The organism is Pseudomonadales bacterium (assembly GCA_041395945.1).
Classification (GTDB): domain Bacteria; phylum Pseudomonadota; class Gammaproteobacteria; order Pseudomonadales; family Azotimanducaceae; genus SZUA-309.
Genome location: JAWKZN010000001.1, coordinates 2,111,699 through 2,133,768, shown reverse-complemented (window position 1 = coordinate 2,133,768; position 22,070 = coordinate 2,111,699). Strand labels below are relative to the sequence as shown.

The 22,070-nt window shown below is 62.0% G+C and carries 20 protein-coding genes; 13 read left to right on the top strand and 7 right to left on the bottom strand.

Annotation, left to right across the window (positions count from 1 at the left end; translation table 11 throughout):
* Nucleotides 1-5: 5 nt before the first annotated feature.
* On the bottom strand, nucleotides 6-1,322 hold the full coding sequence (locus tag R3E82_09920) for an NAD-binding protein (protein ID MEZ5551194.1): 1,317 nt from the start codon (nucleotides 1,320-1,322) through the stop codon (nucleotides 6-8).
* A 193-nt stretch (nucleotides 1,323-1,515) separates the two neighbouring features.
* Here R3E82_09920 and R3E82_09915 point away from each other — a divergent pair, with 193 nt between their 5' ends.
* Genes R3E82_09915 through R3E82_09900 form a run of 4 tightly spaced genes read left to right on the top strand, consistent with a single transcriptional unit; the run spans nucleotide 1,516 to nucleotide 4,867 of the window.
* On the top strand, nucleotides 1,516-2,295 hold the full coding sequence (locus R3E82_09915; protein MEZ5551193.1) for a hypothetical protein: 780 nt from the start codon (nucleotides 1,516-1,518) through the stop codon (nucleotides 2,293-2,295).
* Nucleotides 2,288-3,106: a hypothetical protein gene (locus R3E82_09910; GenBank protein MEZ5551192.1), complete on the top strand. Its 819-nt coding sequence runs from the start codon at nucleotides 2,288-2,290 to the stop codon at nucleotides 3,104-3,106. The genes R3E82_09915 and R3E82_09910 overlap by 8 nt, the downstream gene beginning before the upstream one ends.
* Nucleotides 3,103-4,407, top strand: a complete 1,305-nt coding sequence (mgtE, locus tag R3E82_09905; GenBank protein ID MEZ5551191.1) for a magnesium transporter — start codon at nucleotides 3,103-3,105, stop codon at nucleotides 4,405-4,407. The genes R3E82_09910 and mgtE overlap by 4 nt, the downstream gene beginning before the upstream one ends.
* 22 nt (nucleotides 4,408-4,429) lie before the next feature.
* Nucleotides 4,430-4,867 (top strand): DUF6524 family protein, encoded by a 438-nt coding sequence (locus R3E82_09900; protein ID MEZ5551190.1) that lies wholly within the window; start codon nucleotides 4,430-4,432, stop codon nucleotides 4,865-4,867.
* A gap of 605 nt (nucleotides 4,868-5,472) precedes the next feature.
* Here R3E82_09900 and R3E82_09895 read toward each other — a convergent pair.
* Both R3E82_09895 and R3E82_09890 read right to left on the bottom strand, forming a co-directional pair.
* Nucleotides 5,473-6,687, bottom strand: coding sequence for an Sb-PDE family phosphodiesterase (locus tag R3E82_09895; protein ID MEZ5551189.1), 1,215 nt, complete (start codon nucleotides 6,685-6,687; stop codon nucleotides 5,473-5,475).
* Nucleotides 6,688-6,763: 76 nt separating this feature from the next.
* Nucleotides 6,764-7,030 (bottom strand): hypothetical protein, encoded by a 267-nt coding sequence (locus tag R3E82_09890; protein MEZ5551188.1) that lies wholly within the window; start codon nucleotides 7,028-7,030, stop codon nucleotides 6,764-6,766.
* 50 nt (nucleotides 7,031-7,080) lie between these two features.
* Between R3E82_09890 and R3E82_09885 the strand changes: the two genes are divergently transcribed.
* Nucleotides 7,081-8,538 carry a carotenoid oxygenase family protein gene (locus R3E82_09885; GenBank protein MEZ5551187.1) on the top strand — a complete coding sequence of 486 codons (1,458 nt, stop codon included), beginning with the start codon at nucleotides 7,081-7,083 and terminating at the stop codon, nucleotides 8,536-8,538.
* Here the strand turns inward: R3E82_09885 and R3E82_09880 are convergent.
* A complete protein-coding gene (locus tag R3E82_09880) occupies nucleotides 8,513-9,469 on the bottom strand; it encodes an alpha/beta hydrolase (GenBank protein MEZ5551186.1) in 957 nt (318 codons plus the stop codon). The two genes, R3E82_09885 and R3E82_09880, sit on opposite strands and share 26 nt — an antisense overlap.
* Between R3E82_09880 and R3E82_09875 the strand changes: the two genes are divergently transcribed.
* Nucleotides 9,432-10,826, top strand: a complete 1,395-nt coding sequence (locus R3E82_09875) for a hypothetical protein (GenBank protein MEZ5551185.1) — start codon at nucleotides 9,432-9,434, stop codon at nucleotides 10,824-10,826. The genes R3E82_09880 and R3E82_09875 overlap by 38 nt on opposite strands.
* Nucleotides 10,827-11,594: 768 nt before the next feature.
* Here R3E82_09875 and R3E82_09870 read toward each other — a convergent pair.
* Nucleotides 11,595-12,476, bottom strand: coding sequence for a crotonase/enoyl-CoA hydratase family protein (locus R3E82_09870; protein ID MEZ5551184.1), 882 nt, complete (start codon nucleotides 12,474-12,476; stop codon nucleotides 11,595-11,597).
* 151 nt (nucleotides 12,477-12,627) lie between these two features.
* Here R3E82_09870 and R3E82_09865 point away from each other — a divergent pair, with 151 nt between their 5' ends.
* Nucleotides 12,628-13,941 (top strand): MATE family efflux transporter, encoded by a 1,314-nt coding sequence (locus tag R3E82_09865; GenBank protein ID MEZ5551183.1) that lies wholly within the window; start codon nucleotides 12,628-12,630, stop codon nucleotides 13,939-13,941.
* 106 nt (nucleotides 13,942-14,047) lie between these two features.
* Nucleotides 14,048-15,076, top strand: a complete 1,029-nt coding sequence (gene arsB / locus R3E82_09860; protein ID MEZ5551182.1) for an ACR3 family arsenite efflux transporter — start codon at nucleotides 14,048-14,050, stop codon at nucleotides 15,074-15,076.
* Nucleotides 15,077-15,085: 9 nt separating this feature from the next.
* On the opposite strand, the gene R3E82_09855 is transcribed toward arsB, so the two are convergent.
* On the bottom strand, nucleotides 15,086-17,251 hold the full coding sequence (locus tag R3E82_09855; protein MEZ5551181.1) for a carboxypeptidase-like regulatory domain-containing protein: 2,166 nt from the start codon (nucleotides 17,249-17,251) through the stop codon (nucleotides 15,086-15,088).
* A gap of 122 nt (nucleotides 17,252-17,373) precedes the next feature.
* Here R3E82_09855 and R3E82_09850 point away from each other — a divergent pair, with 122 nt between their 5' ends.
* Entirely contained in the window at nucleotides 17,374-17,736 is a 363-nt protein-coding gene (locus tag R3E82_09850; GenBank protein ID MEZ5551180.1) for a hypothetical protein, read from the top strand.
* A gap of 55 nt (nucleotides 17,737-17,791) precedes the next feature.
* Here R3E82_09850 and R3E82_09845 read toward each other — a convergent pair whose 3' ends face one another.
* On the bottom strand, nucleotides 17,792-18,040 hold the full coding sequence (locus R3E82_09845) for a hypothetical protein (GenBank protein MEZ5551179.1): 249 nt from the start codon (nucleotides 18,038-18,040) through the stop codon (nucleotides 17,792-17,794).
* A 209-nt stretch (nucleotides 18,041-18,249) separates the two neighbouring features.
* On the opposite strand from R3E82_09845, the gene R3E82_09840 reads away from it, so the two are divergent.
* From R3E82_09840 to R3E82_09825, 4 genes are all read left to right on the top strand, one after another.
* On the top strand, nucleotides 18,250-18,624 hold the full coding sequence (locus tag R3E82_09840; GenBank protein MEZ5551178.1) for a VOC family protein: 375 nt from the start codon (nucleotides 18,250-18,252) through the stop codon (nucleotides 18,622-18,624).
* A gap of 144 nt (nucleotides 18,625-18,768) precedes the next feature.
* Nucleotides 18,769-19,959 carry a thiolase family protein gene (locus R3E82_09835; protein ID MEZ5551177.1) on the top strand — a complete coding sequence of 397 codons (1,191 nt, stop codon included), beginning with the start codon at nucleotides 18,769-18,771 and terminating at the stop codon, nucleotides 19,957-19,959.
* Nucleotides 19,956-21,206, top strand: coding sequence for a flavohemoglobin expression-modulating QEGLA motif protein (locus R3E82_09830; protein MEZ5551176.1), 1,251 nt, complete (start codon nucleotides 19,956-19,958; stop codon nucleotides 21,204-21,206). Before R3E82_09835 ends, R3E82_09830 begins: the two co-directional genes overlap by 4 nt.
* Before the next feature lie 51 nt (nucleotides 21,207-21,257).
* Entirely contained in the window at nucleotides 21,258-22,058 is an 801-nt protein-coding gene (locus tag R3E82_09825) for an SDR family oxidoreductase (GenBank protein ID MEZ5551175.1), read from the top strand.
* Nucleotides 22,059-22,070 lie beyond the last annotated feature (12 nt).

Genomic DNA, 22,070 nt, shown 5'->3' with positions numbered 1-22,070 from the left:
ATCGATCAGGCGGAAGGCAGCCAGCTCAGGGGCAGGTTGTCTTCCACCAGCGCTTCGATGCTGAAGGCGTTGATGTCGTGCTCCAGACCGACTTCCAGCGCAAGTTCTGACACATCGTTGGTGCGCGCGAAAACCATTGTGTTGGGGAACTGGCGCTTGATCCACAGAGCGGTGCGCAGGTTGTCCTCGGTGCTGCCGGTACCGAGGATTACCGTGGGCTTGTTGCGCGACAGATCCACCGATTCTCGCAAGGAACGCCAGACTTCAGGGTGCGAGATGTCGCCCTGAAGGATGACGCGGGGATACTTGCCACCCATACGCTGCTGCTCCTCGGCCACCTGCACCCGGCGGTTGGCGTCGATGTCGATGAGCACCACCTTTTCCAGTTCCTGCTCCGCCTGGGCTTCCAGCTCTTCCATCACGGTCTGACCGAAACGCCCGAAGCCGGCGATCACCACCACATCTCTGGCCCGGGTGGTCTGGAAGTGGGTCAGCAGTGAGCTGTCCACCAGACTCTTCGCCGCCAGATGATACGCATTGAAGGTCGTGCAGTGCTGGGCCACCCGGGTGTCCTGCATGGAGCGCATGAAGCGCAGATTGTGGCTGTGCAGCACGATGCGGGATTGCAGATCCGGAAACTGGTGGAGGACCTTGCTCGCTGCCTCATAGGCCTGGAAGTCGTCGTCACCTAAGAAGATGATCTGGCTGGCTCTGCCGATCTGCAGTTCGCGCTGGAGAAATTCGTGGCTGATGTCGCCGGCCACCAGCGTGACATTGAAGCTCTGCTGCAGTTCCTGGGCCCGCAGGGCTGAGGTGGCGCTGCCCGGAGAATCGTCCACCACCACGACTGTGACCCGGCGCCTGTGTCGACGCAGTACGCGCAGATAGCTGACGGTGAGACTGCCCGCACCGACGATAACCACATGATTGCGAAGGCGTCGCAGCTGCCAGCGATGAGGTGCCATCGCCCGCAACAGGGCATCGATGACAGCGGAAGCCATCAGCAGCGGCGCGCCGAAGTAGGCGATCCAGAGCAGGGCGCGTCCGATGAGTGTGCCACCGACCGGTGTGCCGATGTCGAGTCCGCCGACCACAAACAGTCCCAGACTGTAGTAAGCCTTCGCCAGCCAGCTTTCCCCGGTCACATCCGGACGTTCACTGAGGGCGACGCCGGACAGCAGCGCGCCAAAGGCACACAGAAACAGCAGGGCGGCCGCCGGCCAGCGCCAGCTGAAGCGATAGTGGCTCAGATCTATACCGGGACGCGCGCTGGTATCCGTGTTGCGACTGCGGGATGGGTTCTGTGGGCGGGGCGATTTCACGGGTTGCAAGCCTCGGATGCCGGCGTGTGACTGTCAACCGGGGTGAACGGTCAGATTGTCCGGAGACGGCACCCCGCAGACAGCGTCCGGGAAGGTGGGGTCCAACCGGTCCGCATGGCGTGGCGAGCAGATGCGGTTGCACAAGGACCCGGCTTCAGCCATCTTTCACCGCGATTCAACGGAGTCAGGAACCATGGACAATTCCATCATCAGCGACGGTATCAGCCGCTATCCGGAAATTGTCGCCATCGCTGTTCTGGTGCTCGGGGTCACCGGTGGCCGGCTCGCCGGCAGTGCCATCGGGTGGGTGCTCGATACTCTCGGTCGACGGATGGCGCGGCATACCACCAGTTCCACCGTCGCAATCTCGCCGGCCTTCATCCGCTTCAGCCGCGCACTGGTGTTCTGGATCGTGGTGGTTTTCTCGGTGACTCTGGCGTTGCGTCTGCTCGGGGTCGGTGAGCTCAGTGTTGCCCTTGATGCGGTGATGGCCTTCATTCCGAAACTGCTGGTGGGGACTGCCATCATCGGAGCCGGTCATCTGCTCGGGCTGCTGTCCCGTAATCTCATGATCCGCATGAATCCCGTTGCTGCTCCAGGCGCGCTGGCGCCAAGACTGGCCCATGGCGCGATCTTCGTGGTTGCCATGGTCATGGGCCTTCAGCACATGGGAGTGGACATCACCTTCCTCACCCAGCTGGTGCTGGTGCTGGTCGCCTTCGTTACCGGCGGCATGGCGCTGGCTTTCGCGCTCGGTGCGCGTCAGCACGTGGCGAATCTGGTCGCCAGGTCCGAGCTGGACCGCTTCTCAGTCGGAGAGCGGATTCGAATAGGAGAGGATGAAGGAACCATCCTGGACATCCACCGCACGGGAATAGAACTCGCCACGCTGGAGGGAATTGCCTCCATTCCGGCGGCCCGATTTGCCACAGATCGGGTGTTGCGCCTTGCGGATGATCGTGACGATGAGTGAAGTCGATCCACTGCTCCTGGACTTCGCAGAAACCGATCCGGCGGCGTTTGCGCGGGTCATTGCGCAGAGTGATACGGCTGCGGTGGACGAACTGCTCTCGGCACTGCCGTCTGCCCAGGGTGCGGCGGTTGCCTGTCGCATGCCGGCGGGCCGTATTTCCACGCTGCTTGGCACGGATGCGTCGCGATCCAGAGGCTGGCTGGAGGCGGCGTCCTTCGAAGACGCGGTCGCGCTGCTCTCCCAGGTGCCCAAACTGCAGCGTCTTGAGCTGGTCAACGGCATGCAGCAGCGACAGCGCAAGCGCCGGCTGCTGCAGTATCTGAACTATCCGGCGCACAGCGTCGGCGCGCTGGTCGACGAACCCCTTGTGTTGCTCACGGAAGAAACTCCGATAAAGGATGTGCTTCCCGAGCTGCGTGGTGCAAGCGAAGGCGAAGAACAGCCGGCCATTGTCATCGACAGCCTCGGCCGCTATCACGGCGTGCTGGATCTCTGGCATCTGGCGCTCACTGAGCGACCGGAAGGCACCGTGAAGGACTTTCTGGTTTCACTGCCTTCCCTGCGCGCCGAATTGCCGATCAAAGATGCTGTCAGCCTGCCCGAGTGGGCTTCGCGAGGGTGGATGCCGGTGGTGGACCATGAAGACCATGTGGTGGGCTGGGTTTCCCGGTCCAGGCTTTTTGCCCGGGCCGAAGAAGGTGAGGCCAGCATGCATGCCGCGCGGGAGTCACTGCTCGACGTGGTATCCCAGATGATCCGCGTGATGAGCGACCTGCTGGGTCGTCTGCTGGCACCGCGAGGTTCACGATGACCGACACCGCCATGCTGACGACCACCCTGCGGGAAACTTACCTGCGCGAGCAGCCGGCTGCTGCCGCAGAATCCTTGCAGGTGCTGCCGGATCGACTGCTGTCCAGCACGCTGGAGAATCTCAGTCCGGCGGCGCTGCTCGGACCGCTGAACATGCTGTCTACCGGCCGTGCACTCACGGTGTTCCGCAATCTCAGCCCGGCCCAGCGCGGTGGTGTGCTGGAGCTGGCGCCACCCAGACTCGCCCTGCTGCTGCTCGGTGGGCTGGATGAAGAAGAACACGAAGCCCAGCTCGCAGCACTGCCTGCCGCCATTCGTGAAGATCTTGAACGCCTGGCGTCTTTTGGCGAAAACACGGCCGGGCGGCTGATGGACCGGCCCTTCGACGACATCCGCTCTGGTATGACCGTATCCCAGGCACTCGAAAGAATCCGCACGTCAAACGTGCGCAAGGCGCGCTCCGTTTATGTGGTAGACGACGAGAACAGACTGGTCGGCAAGGTCAACATGCAGGATCTGGCCCTCGCGCGACCGGAACAGCGGCTGCGTGAGCTCTCGAGCGAGCTGCAGGGCAGTGTACCCGCTTCGGCCGGGCGGGAAGAGATCGTCGAGCTGCTGGACCGGTACCGGGTGGACTCGCTGCCGGTGGTGGACGTGGAAGGGCGACTGATGGGTGTGGTGCGATATCAGCGCCTGTTCGAAGCCATCGAGAGTGTTGCCATGGCCGATCTGCAGAAGATGGTGGGTGCGAGTGCAGACGAACGGGTTCTGTCGAGTGCCATGTTCTCGGTGAAGCGCCGATTGCCCTGGCTGCACATCAACCTGCTCACCGCCTTTCTTGCGGCAGCCGTGGTTGGTCTCTTCGAGAATCTGATCGCCCAGTTCACAGCACTCGCGGTGCTGCTGCCCGTGGTTGCGGGACAGTCCGGCAATGCCGGATCCCAGGCACTGGCGGTCACCATCCGCGGGCTGGCCTTGAAGGAGATCGGCACCCGGGAGTGGCGCAGGGTACTCAGCAAGGAAGTCCAGGTCGGCATTGTGGATGGCATTGTGCTGGCGCTGACCTGTGGGCTGGGGGTGTTTGTCTGGAGTCAGTCTTTCGGGCTTGCGGTGGTCATCGGTGTGGCCATGGTGCTGTCGATGGTCGCAGCCGGTATCTCCGGTGCACTCGTACCCATCGTGCTCACCCGGGTTGGTCAGGATCCTGCAACCGCATCCTCGATCATTCTCACCACAGTCACCGACGTGGCCGGATTTTTTTCGTTCCTTGGCACGGCGACGCTGCTGTCGTTTATGCTCTGACCCGCACGGCAGGAGGACTCATATGGCAAAAACGACCGCAACTACACGATTTACGGCAATGTCCTTCGTCTGGCGGGCTCTGGCCGCGCTGGTGCTGGTGCTGCTGACTTTCAATCCGAGCGGTTATTCCTTCTATCACTGGCTGTGGGAGTCCTTCAGCGGTGAAGGTCTCGGCCCCGTGCACTACTTTCTGCTTGCGGTGATGGTGGCCGGCTGGTCGATTCTGCTGGTGGCAACCTGGAATGCCCTGGACACCTTCGGCATGGTGCTGGTGGCCGTGCTGCTCGGTACGCTGGTCTGGCTGCTGGTGGATGTAGGCGTGGTGTCGGCGGATTCCACCGGAGCCATCACCTGGATCGCGCTGGTGTGTATTGCCCTGCTGCTTGCGGTGGGTCTGTCCTGGTCTCACATCTGGCGACGGATGACGGGGCAGTACACGGTGGACGAATCCAACGATTGAGTCGTCTTCGTTACCGGGTGCAGGCATCAGCCAGGGATCTCGGAAGAGGTTGATCAGAGCGTGGTCGAGGACGGGCTGCCCCGGGCCTCGCTCGGCGGCTCCGCCGTGCCCTCGCGTAGCGATTTGCCTCGCGGGAAGCCCGCGAGTCAAAAAGCCGTACTCGGCCTCGCTACACGGCCCGGAGTCGCCCATCCTCGCCCACGCCTGGTAAATCTCTCCGAGATTCGTGGCAGAGCGTCTGGTGGGAGACTGTCTGTTGGTGCCTGAGTGTCCGGATAGCAGGGGGCAAATCTCACGCTTGAGTACGCGGATCTGTGAATTCTGCATTTCGCCGGAATGGTGTGTAGTGCTTCACCAGCAGCCTGGTCTCGGTGGTCTGTCTCGGATTCATATCGAAGCTGTGGGGGAGAGGGGGTGTGCCGGACCGTGGAGCGAGGCCGAGAGCGGGGGATTGACTCGTGTTCCTGCGCGAGGCAACTCCACCAATCGAGGGGAGCCCGGAGGGCCCGAGCGTAGGTCCGGCACACCCCCCTCTCCACCACAGCCCCGCTATCCAATACCAAAACAGACCCCACCGAGCCCCGACCGGATGGGGTCACCCACCCTCAATCCGCGACGGCGGCAGGGATCGCTGCGGTCAGGCTCACCTGCGGGTGCACGCCCGGTGCGATCAGCGCGTTCAGCACCTCGAATCTGAGGGTCAGTGCGTCCTCGGTGCGTGGCGTGCGGATGCGAAGTTCAGTTTCGCTGTGCGGGGCGACCTCGACTACATCGTGGTCCGAGGTAAAGGTGAGCCCGGACAGATTGCGCAGCTGGAAACGGGCGTCGGAATGGTTGGCGAGGGTGACTTCGAGTATGTCCCTTCCTTCGACGAAACCCTGACTGGCGATGCTCAGGCAGGCTTCCAGCAGGGGCAGCAGTTCGGCCGTTCTGCCGACCAGCAGATTCTCGAACCAGACAACGGTGTGTCCGGCCATCAGCGCATCGCGAATACCATCCGCTGATCGATCGCTGGTAAACACCAGGTTCACCGGGCGGTGGCCGCCCTTGTGGGGTTCGTAGTCCCAGTCGATCAGATTGTGTACGTCGGACACGCCGATCAGAGTCAGGTCGTGGTCCAGCGCGATCTGAAACGACTCTGCGCTGTAGGTATCGCCGTTGGCGATCTCGATGCCGTGCAGCCTGCCTGCAGCGGCGTTGGCTCTGTGAAACTCGGTCATCTCGGTTCTGGCGGTGGAAAAATCACTCCAGGAATGGTTCCAGAACACGAAGGCGCCCTGGGACTTTGCTTCATCCAGGGCGGCCTGCGCCGGCCATTCGCCCGCGCTGCGGAAGTACTGCACCGGGTCGAAGGGTTCGGTTGGAATGCCGGGTCTGTGGAGGCGGTTGGCGTCCTTCACGAATACCGCATTCATGTGACCGTAAGGTGCGGATCGGGTGATCTCGGTGCCGGGAATCACGATCAGTACCGAGTCTGCCGGGAGACTGGCGCTGGCGATCTCGTAGGAGCGGTTGCGATCCGGATGGGGAATATCCTCGAGGTGGGGCTGCCACTCGAGGTGCTCTGTGATGGCTATGGCGTCCAGGCCATCTTTCAGGGCTTCCTCGATGCGGATACCCGGCCAGACGTGACCGTCCGAAAAAGCGCTGTGGGTGTGCAGATCGACGACGAGGGTCTGGCGGGTCGCGGTGTCCGGAAACTGTATCGCTCGATCACCCGTAGACTGCACCCCGACGGTGCCATGGGCGCACGCCTGACTGGTGGTGATTGCACCTGTGAGCAGAAGGGTCGAAATGACCAGTCGCTGCATCGAGCCCATGAGAGTCTCCCTGGATATTCCCCGTGTCCGTACGCATAGACCACACCAGACCGCGCTGCGTCAACTGATACAGCCTTCAACCAGCTGCGCAGGCGGCGGCGCGCCTGCGCAGTGCGCCGGCGATGCCGATACCGCTGATGGCGAGCCAGCAGATTTCGATGATGAACGATGACAGATTGAATGCCTGGGTCAGCGAGACCAGGATGAGCAGCGCACCGGCGCCGTTGAGGATCGAGTAGCTGAGGCTTGTACTGCGCATGCGTTCGAGCTGCAGCAGCAGGTAGGTACCGATGATCAGAACCACTCCCAGGTTGCCGATCAGGTCGTGCCATTCATAGTTCATCGAGTATGCTCTGGGTTGAGTGATTGTCGCCTCATTATAGGAGATGAGTGATGAGCCGTATGTCCGGAGCACTCCCTGATCGCAATGAGATTCCCACCTGTCATGGCGGACTGGCAGATCTCAACGAAGAATACGACTACGCCATCGACTCGATCGAAGGGGAACTTCCTCGCGATCTGCGCGGGACCTTTCTGCGCAATGGCCCCGGACGTCAGACCATCGGCGGCACGCCATTCGGTCACTGGTTTGACGGGGATGGCATGCTTGCAGCTTTCAGTTTCGGAGAGCAGGGTGTGCGCTTCCGCAACCGCTATGTCCGCACACCGAAATATGTCGAAGAGACCGCGGCCGGCAGGATCCTTTACCGGGGTTTCGGAACCCAGATTCCTGGAGGATTGCTGAAAAACCTGCTCCGGGCGCCTGCGAATCCGGCCAATACCCATGTGATCTATCACGCCGGACACCTGCTTGCGCTTAACGAAGGCGGACGGCCCTGGGAAGTGGCGGCAGACACTCTGGAGACACTGGGGGAGTTTGATTACGACGGCGCACTTCAGGGAAAAACCTTCAGCGCCCATGGCAAGATCGATCCGGGCAGTGGTGACTACATCAATTTCGGCACCGGGATAAAGATGCGGGGACTGCGGCCGCCGCAACCCTGTCTGAACCTGTATCGCATCGATCCGGCAGGGCGGATGGCGACGACCAACCAGCTGCTGCTCGATACCTTTCCTTTCTGTCACGATTTTGCGCTCTCCGCGCGGCACGGCGTTTTCTTCATAAACTCCATTGTCATCGGCGACATGACCGGCTTTCTGCTGGGCAGACACAGTCTGTCAGACGGCATCCGTTTCGATTCCGGGCAATCGATGCGTGTGCTGGTGGTGGATCTGGAGACCCTGCAGCTGGTGCGGGAAATTGAGACAGATCCGGGTGCAATCATCCATTTTGGAAATGCATTCGAAGAGGGCGATGAGCTGGTGGTGGATGCGATGCATACAGCGGACTTCGATGCGAATACCACTCTGACCAATGTATTCAGCCCGGATGCCCACTTCGGAGGGGGCGAGTACCGGCGTTACCGGATCAATCTGAAAACGGGTGGGCTGGTTTTCGAACGCCGCAGCGAAAACGAATCTGAATTTCCGACATTCAACCCGGCTTTTTCCGGCCGCTCATCAGCCGCTGGTTACTCGGCCTGTTCGATACCCAATGGCGCGGACAGTTTCTTCAACGCGATCCAGAGGGTAGATGACTCGGGAACCAGACTGGTCACCCTCCCGCCGGGCTGTTACGGATCGGAGCCGGTGTTTGCTGCTGCAACCGGCGCCACCCGGGAAGACGATGGCTACCTGCTCGAGGTCGTGTATGACGGCTACCGTAATCTGAGCGAATTACAGATTTACCGTGCCGATGCGATCGATGAACGGGTCTGCACCCTGACCCTGCGACATCATCTGCCTCATCAGTTCCACGGCTACTTCACGAGTCAGATTCCGGCAGCGTAAGGTGCGCCTCCCAGTGCATTTCGGGAACGGGCTCACCGCGCAGAAAGGCGGACATCATCGCATTGACTTCGACAGGGGCATCCTGCTGGACCCAGTGTGAGATCCGTGGCAGGTAACGGATGGTGAGGTCCCGCACGAATTCTTCGGTGCCGTATGTCGTCTCTCTGGTCAGCGCCATGTCGTCTTCACCCCAGACCATCAGGGTCGGTGTCTCGATCTGCGGATAGCCAAGTGCTCTCTGCCGCTTCGCGCCACCACCCCGCACCAGCGCGCGGTAGTAGTTGATCATCGCCTTCAGTGCGCCGGGTTGTGCTGCGTTGTCGCTGTAGATCCGCACCAGGGCATCGGGAAACAGCTCCGGATTCGCGCTGCTGCGGCGGATCATTGCACCGATTCCGCTGGCTCCTTTGCGTCCGAGCAGCCACTCAGGCAGCGCGGGAATCTGAAAGAAGAAGATGTACCAGGATTTCTTAAGCTGCTCCCAGCCGTTGTCGAAGGTCTTCAGTGCGGGACCGGGATGGGGGACATTGCAGATGATCAGCTTGTCGAGTGGTCGCAGTTTCCGCATGGCGAAATACCAGGCGATCACCGCCCCCCAGTCATGCGCGATGAGCACCGTTTCGCGGGCGCCGGATGCGTCAATCAGTCCGGCCACATCCGCCATCAGACATTCGATGCTGTAGGCGGCCATGCCTTCGGGCCGGGAAGTCTTGCCATAGCCTCTGAGATTGGGTGCCCAGGCCCGGTAGCCGAGGTCGGCGAGCATGGGCAGCTGATGGCGCCAGGAGATGCTGTGTTCCGGAAATCCGTGCAGACACAACGCAAGCCGCTCCCCTTCTCCGCAGACGTCCACTTCGAAGGCCAGTCCGTTCGCTTCGACAGTTTCGGTGCGGATGCGCGAATCCTTGAGTGGTGTGTTCGTATCGATCATCGGTAATCCTCTACTGATAAAGCAGGGCGCTGCGTTTGCTGCCCGGGAGATGATCGCGATCTGGAGTGGATGCGTCTACCCTCACCACGAAGTCAGGGATTTCCGTCTCCTTGCACCCATGCACCGGAAATATTGCAGGGTCCGTAATGAAAGAACGATACTCGGGGACAAAGGGGGGGTGGCGATGATCACGGATGGGTTTCTCTCTGCTGACGACATTCGCCGGAATGTCATCAGTCTCTGCGACGATCTGCGCGACCGTGATCTGACCGCAGAGTTCGACAGCGAGCGCCGGCTGCCTGGCGACATCGTCGAACGCCTGCGCAGCGCCGGCGTGTTCCGCATGAACATGCCCCGCATCTGGGGTGGCCCGGAAATGACATCGCCGGAGCAGGTGGAAATCGTTGAAATGCTCTCTGCGGCAGATGCATCCGTTGGCTGGTGTGCCTTTATCTGGTGCGACTCCGGCATCTACTCCGGTTATCTCGAAGATGCCGTGGCCCGCGCGCTTTATCCCCGCCTCGACATGGCCCAGTCCGGCTGGGTGTATCCAGCCGGCCGTGCCGACCGGGTCGAGGGCGGTTACCGGGTCAATGCCCGCTGGATCTTCGGTTCCGGCTGCAACCATTGCGACATGCTGGCGGGGGGCTGCACGGTGTATGAGGGCGATGTGCCGAAGCACAATGATCGGGGCCGACCGGAGTGGCGCATCATGCTGGCACCCCGGGACAGTTACCGTATCGAGGATACCTGGTACACCACCGGCCTGCGGGGTACCGGCAGTCACGACTATGTCGCCGAAGATCTCTTCATCCCCGATGCCCACAGCTTCAGTTTCTTCGAGCCCGCGCACCGGGAAGGTCCGCTCTGGCGCAGACCGGATACGCTGCTGCGCAAGATGAGCGGTGTACCGCTGGGCGTGGCCCGGAATGCCATTGATCGTGCGGTCTCCCTGCTCGAAGGAAAAACGGATCGCGTCACCCGTCAGCCCTACCGTGAGCTGCGGGAAGTACAGCAGGCAGTGGCCCGGGCCGAGGCGCAACTGGGTGCAGCCCGTGCCTATGTGTACGGGTCACTGGAAACTCAGTGGCAGTGCCTCGAACAGAACCGGCCGCTCACTGTGAAGGAGCGTGCGGACACCTTCCTGGCGCGCCAGCATGCCTTCCAGACCGGTCGCGCCGTGGTACAGCTCATTTACGACACCATCGGCGGGGCGTCCGTGTATGCCGACAATCCCTTTGATCGGCCGCTGCGGGATATGATCACCGCCTGTCAGCATGTGGTGGCGCAGGAGAAAACCCTGGCCAGTGTCGGCAGTCTGCTGCTTGGTGCAGACGAAGACCGTGGGATGCTCTAACCGTCAACCGTCAACCGTCAACCGTCAACCGTCAACCGTCAACCGTCACCGATTCACGGATCCGGACTCGTGCAAGCGGTTGGATTGTCGCAAGCAGGATGGTGGCAGGGGTGTACTGAGACCTCGCGCAGCCCCTCCGGGAGGCTCTGGCGCGCGCGCTGACTACGTTGCACCTCTTGGCAAGGTAACCAACATTGCCTTCGAGGTGCGTCTTGCCAGCCCGCGCGCCAGAACCTCTGAGCTTTCGAGACTTTTTCAACAGGCCGCTAACCTCGTGAGGAACACGAGTCAATCCGCTGCCGCAGTGCTGCGCTCCACGGTATCAGTACACCCCTGCCACCCTCCTGCCGCCACAGCCTGCCGGTGCTCGAGGTCAATCCTCCTTCGGTATCTCTCCCGACCCAGCCTGAAGTCATACCTTTCTACCGGTGTCTTCCATCGCATGAGCGCGCGGATGCTGAGTGTTTCTAGCTCACCGATTACCGACTGGCAGCAGACCGATAGAAGTAAAAAATACACATTCGAATGCGGACTTGGAAGAGCGCTACGGATGCGGGGGTGGGCGGGGGTATGGCGGACCGTGTAGCGACGCCAACGATGCCGAACAGACCCGCCTCGGGGCTGGTCGGCTGAGGCGGGCAGCGCGGAGCGCCGGAGCGAGGTCCGCCATACCCCCGCCCACCACCGCAACTGGATCACCACTCTTCCCAACTCCTCCCTCTCAGCAGTTGGATCTCCAGTCCCGATCAGGATCTCTCAGACAAGCAGTCAAGGCTTCTCCCCATAATCCTGCCAGGGCGCATCCCGCTCCCTGATCACCTCCCGGAAGCCTTTTTCCTTGAAGGACTCGGCCCAGCGGTAGGCCTCTTCGGTATGGCGTGTCATGCCGTCGAAGAAGGTGCCCAGCAGCTGGGTGGTGCGCAATCCCATATTCTCGAAGGCCTGATTGATGAGCAGTTTGTTCAGCGCGAGCTGGTTCGCGGGGATGTTACGGAACAGGCGGGCTTCGTTTTCAATCAGTTCCGCCAGGTCCTGCGGTTCAGCCACCTGCGAGACCAGGCCGATCCGATAGGCGGTCTCGGCATTGATGGCGCGACCGGTGAGCAGAAACTGTTTCGCGTGTTCGAGACCCAGCCGGTAGACCCACAACATGGTGGTGGGTGTGCCATAGACTCTGCTGGGCGCATACCCTATGTGGGCGTCGCTCGCCATGTACAGGAGATCGCAGCACAGAATCAGATCTGTTGCACCGCCGATCGCCCAGCCTCTGATTTCACCAAGCACGGGCTTCGGACACTCCCAGATACTCATGAAGCGGCGCACGTTGTTGCCCATGAACTGTGCGTCGCGCACCGGGTCCCAGGCGCCGGGTCGATGATCGATGGGCGGTGCGCCATAGGGCGTATCCCAGTCGCGCCGATTGGCGGTGAGATCGTAGCCCGCAGTGAGCGTGTCCCCGACCCCGCGCAACACGATGGCGGCTACCTCGGGTGACCGGCTGGCCCGATCGATGCCATCGGCGATGCCCTGGATCACCGAATTGGTGAGGGTGTTTTTCTTGTGCGGACGATTGATGGCGATGATGGCGATGCCGTCCCGTTCTTCGTAGAGGGTCTCGGGTTGGCTGTCGTGGGATTTCGAATCGGTCATGGTGCCGGCTCCTGTCGTGTCGATCTGGTGCAACGCCCGGTGCGATTTGTATCTCAATCTGAGCGACGAGATTACACTGCCGTATCCTCCCACGAGACCTGCAGTGGCTCGACCTGCCCCCAAAGCCGGCCCCGGATTCACTGAAGGGTCGATGTCCGCCCACGTACTGCGTCTGTCGGGATTCATGGTGATGGGCTTTCTCGCCATGACGCTGGCCCAGCTGGTGGAGGCTTTTTATCTGGGCATGGTGGGTGGGGATGAGCTGGCCGCCGTTGCCTTCACCTTTCCCCTGGTCATGGCCTTCAATGCGATGACCCGGGGCATCGGTATCGGAACCGGCGCGGTGCTGGCACGGGTGATGGGCAGCGGGGACCGGGATCGCGCAGCGCGGCTCACTTCTCACGGACTGCTGCTGACCCTGGCCTTCACCCTGTTCTGCTCCACCCTGCTGATGTGGCAGGGCGGCAATCTGTTCGCACTGCTCGGTGCCCGGGGCCACATCCTGGAACTTGCCGTGGCCTACATGGTGATCTGGGTGATTGGATTTCCGGGCTTCGGCCTGTCCATGGTCGGGGCGGGACTGATGCGCTCCATCGGGGATCCGGCGTTCCCGGGCTATGTGATGACGGCGGGTTCCCTGCTCCAGGTGCTGGTGGCACCACCGCTGATTTTCGGCTGGTGGGGGATCCCAGCACTGGGAATTGAAGGGGCGGCCTGGGCCTTCGTCATCGCCCGCAGTGGTTCGCTGCTGATGACCCTCTGGTGGTTTCTGCTTAAGGAACGGATGTTGCGCTGGCAGTTAACCGGTCTGCTGCAGTCAACGCGCGACATCCTCCATGTGGGGATTCCGGCCAGCGCGACCAATCTGATTCAGCCACTGTCGGCGGCGATCACCACCCGGATCCTCGCCGGCCTCGGTGCTTCGGTCGTTGCCGGGTTCGGGGTTGCCTCCCGTATCGATGCGGTGGTGACCATGGTGGTCATCGGTATCTCGGCGAGTGCGGCGCCGCTGGTCGGCCAGAACTGGGGTGCCGGCCTCTACGACCGGGTCGATGAAGCGCTGCGCCTGGGGTATCGATACTGTCTGATCTGGGGGGTGATTGCGGCCACAATCATGTGGCTGGGGGGCAGTTTCTTCGTGGGACTGATCAGTGAGGATCCGGAGATCCTCAGCACGGCGCTCGCCTACCTCTATGTTGTGCCGATCAGCATCGGTTTCTTCGGAATGCTCAACGTCGCCAATGCGTCATTCAACGCCTTGAGTAAACCGCTGCCGCCGCTGCTGCTGTCGCTGTTCCGACTGCTGCTGGTTTATATCCCGCTGGCTCTCCTGGCAGCCCGCTACTACGGGGCGGTGGGTGTATTTGCCGCCACCGCCGTGGTCAATGTTCTGTTCGGAGTACTCGCATGGCGATGGAACCGCTTTGTGATCACAGCGATGCGTCCGCACGCTTCCTCTACCTGACGCGAATGCCGAGGGCTGAGGCGGCAGCTGGCACCGGGAAATCTTTCATTGCTCCCGGCGGCCAGGCTGATAGTCTGCGCCGGGTCCTGATCGGAGAAGCCTGAGCGTGGGTCTTTTTGAGCGTTATCTGTCGGTATGGGTCGGTCTGTGCATTGCCTGCGGAGTACTGCTCGGCAATCTGATGCCGGGTGCATTTCAGGTCATCGCAGGGCTGGAATACGCACACGTCAACCTCCCGGTGGCAGTGCTGATCTGGATCATGATCTATCCGATGATGGTGCAGATCGACTTCTCCGCGATTCGGGACGTGGGGAAAAAACCGAAAGGCCTGGTGCTCACTCTGGTCGTCAACTGGCTGATCAAACCCTTCACCATGGCGGCGCTGGGCTGGCTGTTTTTCAAGGTGATCTTCGCGGAGTGGGTCGATCCCCAGTCGGCGACAGAGTATATCGCCGGGATGATCCTGCTGGGCGTGGCGCCCTGCACCGCGATGGTTTTCGTCTGGAGCCAGCTCACCAGGGGTGACCCGAACTACACACTCGTCCAGGTATCCGTCAACGACATCATCATGGTGTTTGCGTTCGCACCCCTCGCGGCACTGCTCTTAGGCGTGAGCGATATCGCCGTCCCCTGGGAGACGCTGCTGCTCTCGGTGGTTCTCTACGTGGTCCTCCCCCTGCTCGCCGGGGCCTTTACCCGCAACCGTCTGGAAACCGACCACGAATCGGGTCGGGTCGAGGTGCTGGTACAGCGGCTGAAACCCTGGTCGATCGTGGGTCTGCTCGCGACCGTGGTGCTGCTGTTTGGATTTCAGGCCGGGAAGATCATCTCTCAGCCGCAGACGATCCTGCTCATCGCGATTCCGCTGCTGCTCCAGACCTACGGTATCTTTGCCATCGCTTATGGCGCGGCACGGGCGATGAGGCTGCCGCACAACATCGCGGCACCCGCCTGCCTGATCGGCACTTCCAATTTCTTTGAGCTGGCCGTCGCCGTTGCGATATCGCTTTTCGGACTGAATTCGGGTGCCGCACTGGCTACTGTCGTGGGCGTGCTGGTCGAGGTTCCGGTGATGCTCTCCCTGGTTGCGGTCGTGAACCGGACCGGCTACTGGTTTGATGACAACCCGACCTGAATCTGTCGATCAGCGAGCCAGCGGATCCGGCCGCATCTGCATGTGCACCACCAGCGGTCGCGAACCTTTACCGCCTTCCTTCAACCAGGGAGTGCGATCACCGCTCGGTACCCAGAGTCCTCGGCCCTTCCAGCCGGCATCCGGATCATCGATCCGTCCTTCGAAGCCTTTGGCATAGAAACCCAGCGGGTAGGGCACGCGCAGGGTGACAAACTCGCCCTTCACAAGCGCGTGCACGCCATCGATCAGATTCCCTGTCGCGATCGGTACGTCGGCGCCGAGGCCAAGGGTGTTGTGCTGGTCAACCCAGGTGTAATAACTGGACTCCACGCTGTACTCGGGGAGGTCTTTGAAGCCGGGTCCGGGCAGATTGTAGAAGCGCCAGCCTTCCGGACAATGGGCGCCGGTTGCGGTTGGACCGTTGAGCGGTCCTTTGCAGGCGGTGCGATCGAAGGCGCCAAGATGTCCGCTGCCCAGCGATACCCACACGACGCCATTGCGATCGATGTCGGCGCCACGGACTCCGAAGCCAGGTAATGGCACCTCATAGAGCTCAGAAAGTGTAGTGCGAGGCGGGTCATCGCCGGGCACCATGCGCACGATCGAACCGGGGTAGCCGAAAGCGTTGGAGCCCCAGACCGAGCCATCGACCGGGTTTGGCATCACCGCATAGAAGCCCTTGTCCACGCGCATGTCCCGGGTCGGGTCCATGGGCTCACCCGGTTCGGTCCAGGCATCGACCCGCCCGTTGCCGTTGGTATCGAGCACCACGGGTGCCCAGGTCTGGGCAGCGGCGGCGTCACCGGTGGCGAGGAATTTCCGGGTGTCGAGCCAGCCCACCACACTGCGATCACCGCTGGTCCAGAGGGTGTTGTTCTCATCCTCGGCGAACTGCAGGTGATGGGTGCCGAAACAGGTATCGATGAACTGATAGTCGCCGTTGGACGGATCATAGACGGCGAGCTGACGACCGTTACGCTCGGTCGGGAAGTGACGGGCGGCGGGATGATCCGATCCCGCCCGACAGAAGTCCGGCGCCTGCGCTCCGCGGATACGGGCGGTGAGCCACACGCGGCCATCCTGGTCGAGCATGGGATTGTGCACATTGGCCCGGCTGTCCCAGATGGGTTCCGCACCCCAGTACGCGGAGTGGCCGACTACCGGATCGTCCCGGGTGGTGGGTGTATCCGGATCCCTCACCGGCAGGTGAAAACTGGTGGCGCGGTTGGCAACCGGATCGAGGATGGGCATGGCGTCGGTGCTGAGCTCCGGCGCGCCATAGAGACGTCCATAGCCATTGACGGTCGGCTGACGACGATCGGTTCCGGAGAGATCGTGCATGTAGTGGCTCGGCTCGGACCAGTCCCGCACGGTGACGACCAGATTGCGCTCGAGACCGCGGGGTCGAGGCGGCGCCTCGGCGGGGACCTCACCGGCTGCGATGCGGTCTGTCCAGTCCGCCAGATAGCGGATGGGCAGTCCGTTGAGGGTGCCCGCCGCCAGCCGGAGCATGTTATTGCCAGCCTGGCCCGCTGAAATTCTCCGGGTCCAGGCGGCTTCGCTGTCGGACATGTCGGCGAAGGCGGGTGGCAGGGTGCGGGTCGCCGCATTGCCCATCTGATGGCAGCCCACACAACCCATATTTTTCATCCAGGTCAGGTAGTACTCGAGCCCGCCCGGGAGATCGGCGACTTCCGCGTGACCGGGCAGGCTCATCATCGCGTACCAGTACGCGGCCGGGTAAACGCGTGCGGCCTGTGCCGGGCTGGTCGCAGCGGTCACGGTCAACTGATGGGTCTGACCGACCCGGGTGTCGACAGGCGTGGAGTCGGTTAATCCATAACCCCGCACCCACAGCCGGTAGCCGGCCTCAGGCAGAGCCGGAATCAGGAAGCGTCCATCGTCCGCGGTGACCACGATGCGGATAAAGCGGGTATCGAAGTCGTCGGTTTCAGCGATGACCCAGACACCGGCCTCGGGTCCGCCAGGTCCGGACACCTGACCCTCGATGATGCCGGTTGCGTCGGGGACGTCTGCAGCCTGGGCTGTCCGGGGGACCCGGGCGCTGTCCGCCAGCTGTGCCGGTTCGGGATCCAGACCACAGCCGGCAGTTACCGCCAGTGCCAGGCAGGCTGGGAGAAGGCCGATCCGCCGCAAAATCTGTGTTCTGATCACGATTTCCATCCCGGCTGTTGCTGCATAGTGACGGTCCGGATTGTTGCATGAAGCCCGGAACCGGACACCTGCCCTGGCTGCGCCCGATGGGTCGGTGGCCGGCTGACCTGGAGGAGGAGCCAATGAAGACAGTCGCCGGAACGCTGTCCCCTGCGGTGCGCCCATCCCATGGAAAACCGCGGGGTCGGGGGCTCTGTCTGATCCTGGCATTGACGTTGAGCGGTTTCACCCTGGGTCATGAGCCGCGACCCGTACACGGGTGTGTGGCACCCCAGCGACCGCCGGATGACCAGAATGATGCGCGCTGGGAGAGCTATCTGCGTGCCGTGGATGGCTTCCGGGCCTGTATCAATGAATTCGCGGAAGTGAACCGCCAGGCATCGAGAAGCCACAACGAGGCTGCCAACGACGCGGTTGCGGCCTGGAATGGCTTTGTGAAGGACCAGCTCAACGTGCCGGAGGACTTCCCCTGGCCGCCGGAATGAGGCAGGTCTGTGTGAACCGCGGTCTGTGAAACCGTCGCTTGCGAAAGTTTCTGTGTCAGGCAGCTTCGCGTAACGCGTCCACCACCTGAGCTTCCGAGGCCGGCGCCGCGGACGCCGTCTGTGCCGGGTCATCGAACGGCGCCTGCCGGGTGCGCAGCGCGGTACCGAGCCGCAACAGGCCGAGTGCGTCTGCGAAGCTCAGCTGGGCGGCGACCATGAAGCTGAGATAAGGGCCGAATACCGGTATGCGCTCGATCTGCTGGATCTGCTCTTCGATAGGGGATGCCGTCACCTGAGCGTTCATTCGCCAGAACTCCTGATTCTTTAGATTTACCTGTCCCGTCGTAATCGGTCCGTTGGATGACCAGATTTTTGGGGGGCAAATTATGCCAGCCGTACCCTGGAATGGGAAGTCGCAAAGCCCGCCTGCTGCCAGCTGGTCGACAGGACCAGGCGCAGCGGATAGCCTTTCAGGCCCGAATTTCCAACCACCCACAACGGAGATCACGAAAAATGATCGGATACGTCACCATCGGCACCAAAGACATGGCGAAAGCCACGGCCTTCTACGACGCGCTGCTGGCCGAACTCGGTGCCAAACAGCTCATGGGCATGGATCGCATCAAGTTCTACGGCACCGCCCCGGGCAGCCCCATGCTGGCCATCTGCCTGCCCTATGACGAAAAACCTCAGAACCCCGGTAACGGCAACATGGTCGCCATCCCCGGCGGTTCGCGACCGAATGTGGATAAGCTCTATGCCAAAGCGATCTCGCTGGGTGCCACAGACGAAGGTGAGCCCGGCGAGCGCATGCCGGTGTTTTACGGTGCCTATGTGCGGGATCCCGATGGCAACAAGCTGTGCTTCTATGACATGAAGACCGGCTGATCGAGTTCCGGGCCCTGGCAAGCGCGTTCCCTGAACGCGCTTGCTTCTCCCTCAGCGCACCGGCCTCTCCGGCAGAGCCCTGCGGCTTGATTCACATCCGCCACCGGTCGATGATCGGCGCACCGCCGAATTGAGGAGAGCAACATGGCCGAGCGCGTCGTGATCGTGGACTCTGTGCGAACCGGGCTGGCCAAGGCTCACCGGGGGACCTTTAATCTCACCCGCTCGGATGATCTGGTGGCGCACTGCATGGATGCGCTGCTGGATCGGACACCGAAGCTCGACCCGGCTGAAATCGATGATGTGATTCTGGGATGTGGCCGGCAGGTGGGAGAGCAGTCGGCCAATGTCGCCCGTCACGCAGTGGTCCTGTCCCGGCTGCCGATCAGTGTCGCCGCCACCACGATTTCCCGGGCCTGTTCGTCCGGACTCAACTCAATCGCCTTTGCGGCCAATCAGATTGCCAGCGGCTGTGCGGATGTCATCCTTGCCGGCGGTGTCGAATCCATCACCGGACTCGATCGGGGAAAAGCGGCGGAGTTTGACGAAAACCCCCGTCTGCTCAAGGAAAAACCTGACATCTTCATGGCCATGGGCAACACTGCAGAAGTGGTGGCGCGGCGCTACCAGGTATCCCGGGAGATGCAGGATCAGTATGCACTGCAGAGCCAGCAGCGCTATGCGGATGCGGTGAACCGGGGCGTGATCGGCGAAGAGATCGTGCCGATGACAGTGCCCTGGCGCAAAGTCATCGACCGGGATTCCGGGGAAAGCGCCGTGGTGGAAGGCACGGTGGACCGCGATGAATGCAATCGACCCGCCACCACACTCGACGATCTCGCCCGGCTCAAGCCTGCCTTCGAAGAAGACGGTACGGTGACGGCCGGCAATGCGTCCCAGCTGTCCGACGGTGCTTCCATGGCGCTGGTGATGAGTGAGCGCAGAGCGGAGCAACTGGGTCTCGAACCGCTCGGCTATTTCAGAGGCTTTGCGGTTGCCGGGTGCGAGCCGGATGAGATGGGTATCGGTCCGGTGTTCGCGATTCCGCGGCTGCTGGAGCGCCTCGGCCTGGCACTCGACGACGTCGATCTGGTGGAGTTGAACGAAGCCTTCGCATCCCAGGTGCTTTACTGCCGTGATCGCCTCGGCATCGACAAAGACATCTACAACGTCAATGGCGGTTCTATCGCCATCGGCCATCCCTTCGGTATGACAGGTGCCCGCCTCACCGGTGCGCTGCTGCGCGAACTGCGGCGCCGGGGCGGCAAGCTGGGCCTGGTGTCCATGTGCATCGGCAAGGGCATGGGAGCCGCCGGACTCTTCGAAGCCTGTTGAAGGCACTGGATCCGACATTCCGCGCGCTCGACGACGCCCTGGTAGGTGCAGTATCCGGCATTCACCTGCTGCGGCATCTGTCCTGGCCGGTGGAGATTCAACAGGCCTTTCTGAGTGACTGGCGGCGCGGCAGGAAATCTCTGCCGGTGGTCGAATACGCCCGACTGGATCTCACCGACACCCGGCGCGAGCTGGACCGGATCGTCGTCGCCTGTACCGGTCTGTCGCACCCGCTCGGCGAATACCTGAGTGATACGGCGGCATCCTATGGCCAGATCTGTCAGCTCATGGAGCAGGCGGGTACCGCGGCGGCGGGGGATATCTCAGTGGCCGTCTACGGGCGACCGGGCAGTCTCCTGCCGGGCAGTCAGCAGACCAATCTCGAAGCAGCCACCTATTTCCTCGATGTGGGGCGGGAGTACTTCCTGGCCTCGAGACTTTCGGAGCCGAGTGCGGTGCTGCCCTCCGAAGAGGTGGCCCGACAACTGCGCGCCCGCATCGGCGCGGTGATCACGGATGATGTGATTCAGGTGCTGATCGACCCGCACCTGGCCTCCAAAGCCGCCGCGGGGGCAACCCGGATCCGTTTGCGGGCCGGTACAGGTTTCGCTGAAGACGATCTCGAGCAGCTGCTCCAGCACGAGGCGTTCATTCACAGTCTCACGGCCCTCAACGGTCGCCGTCAGCCGAATCTGCGCAGCCTCTCACTCGGCGCTCCGCGCACCACTCCGGCACAGGAGGGTCTGGCTACTTTTGCTGAACTGGTGACCGGGGCCATCGACATCGCGCGGATGGAGCGGATAGCGCTGCGGGTCAATGCGATTCATCTGGCCCGTTCGGGTGCCAGTTTTCTCGAACTGTTCGAGTTCTTTCTGAATGCGGGTCAGCCCGAGGTCGAAAGCTTTCACTCCACCATGCGGGTATTCCGGGGTGTACCTCCATCCGGTGGCAGCGCGTTTACGAAGGATGTGGTGTATCTGACAGGCATGCTCGAGGTGCACACTTTTTTCCGCTGGGCACTGGAGAATCAGCAGCTGGAAACCTGCAGGCTGCTGTTTGCCGGCAGGATGATGCTCAAGGATGTGTTCCGCCTGGGCCCCGCCTTTGCGGACGGCATCCTGGCAGCGCCCCGTTATCTGCCGCCCTGGATGACACGCACCAACGGCCTCACTGCCTATCTGGCGTTTTCCGTGTTTGCGAATCACATCGCGGTTGCGGATGTGCATTCTGATGCTTTCAATATCTGAACTTTTACCAGACTGAAACGGATGGATCGATTAATGGCAGCGAAGGTGAACATGAATTTAAACAGTCTCTTTTCTGTAAAGGGCAAGGTTGTGCTGGTGACCGGTGGTTCCCGTGGCATCGGCGAAATGATTGCTGCGGGCTACCTCGCCAATGGTGCGAAGGTCTACATCTCTTCGCGCAAGGCGGACGCATGTGCTGCCACCGCCGCGCGACTCATGGCGGATTTCGGAGGTGAGTGTGTGTCGCTGCCCGCGAACCTGGCTGAGATGACGGGTATTGAGGCGCTTTCAGCTGAGATCGGGAAGCGCGAAGAACGCCTCGATATCCTGGTCAACAACGCCGGTGTGTCCTGGGGTGCGCCGCTGGGCGAATTCCCCGAGCTCGGCTGGGACAAGGTGATGGACACCAATGTGAAAGGTGTCTTCTTCCTCACCCAGCGGCTGCTGCCGTTGCTCGAGAAGGGCGCAACCCGGGAAGATCCGTCACGGGTGATCAATATCGGTTCGATCGACGGGATTGTGACCCCGATCTTCGAGAATTTTTCCTACGGACCCTCAAAAGCGGCCGTGCATCACCTCACCCGGGTGCTGGCCGCCCATCTGGTCAAGCGCAACGTGATCGTCAACGCCATTGCGCCCGGGCCGTTCCCGACCTGGATGCTCAGTACGGGTGTGGGCGGACGCGGTGATGTGGAGAACACGGACTGGGATGCTGTGGGTCGCGGTAATCCGCGCGGACGGGTTGGTACGCCGGAAGACATCGCGGGTCTTGCGCTTTTTCTCAGTTCCCGCGCGGGTGCGTTCACTGTCGGTGAAGTGATCACCTGCGATGGCGGTTCCGCGATCTCCTGATCCGCGCATGCC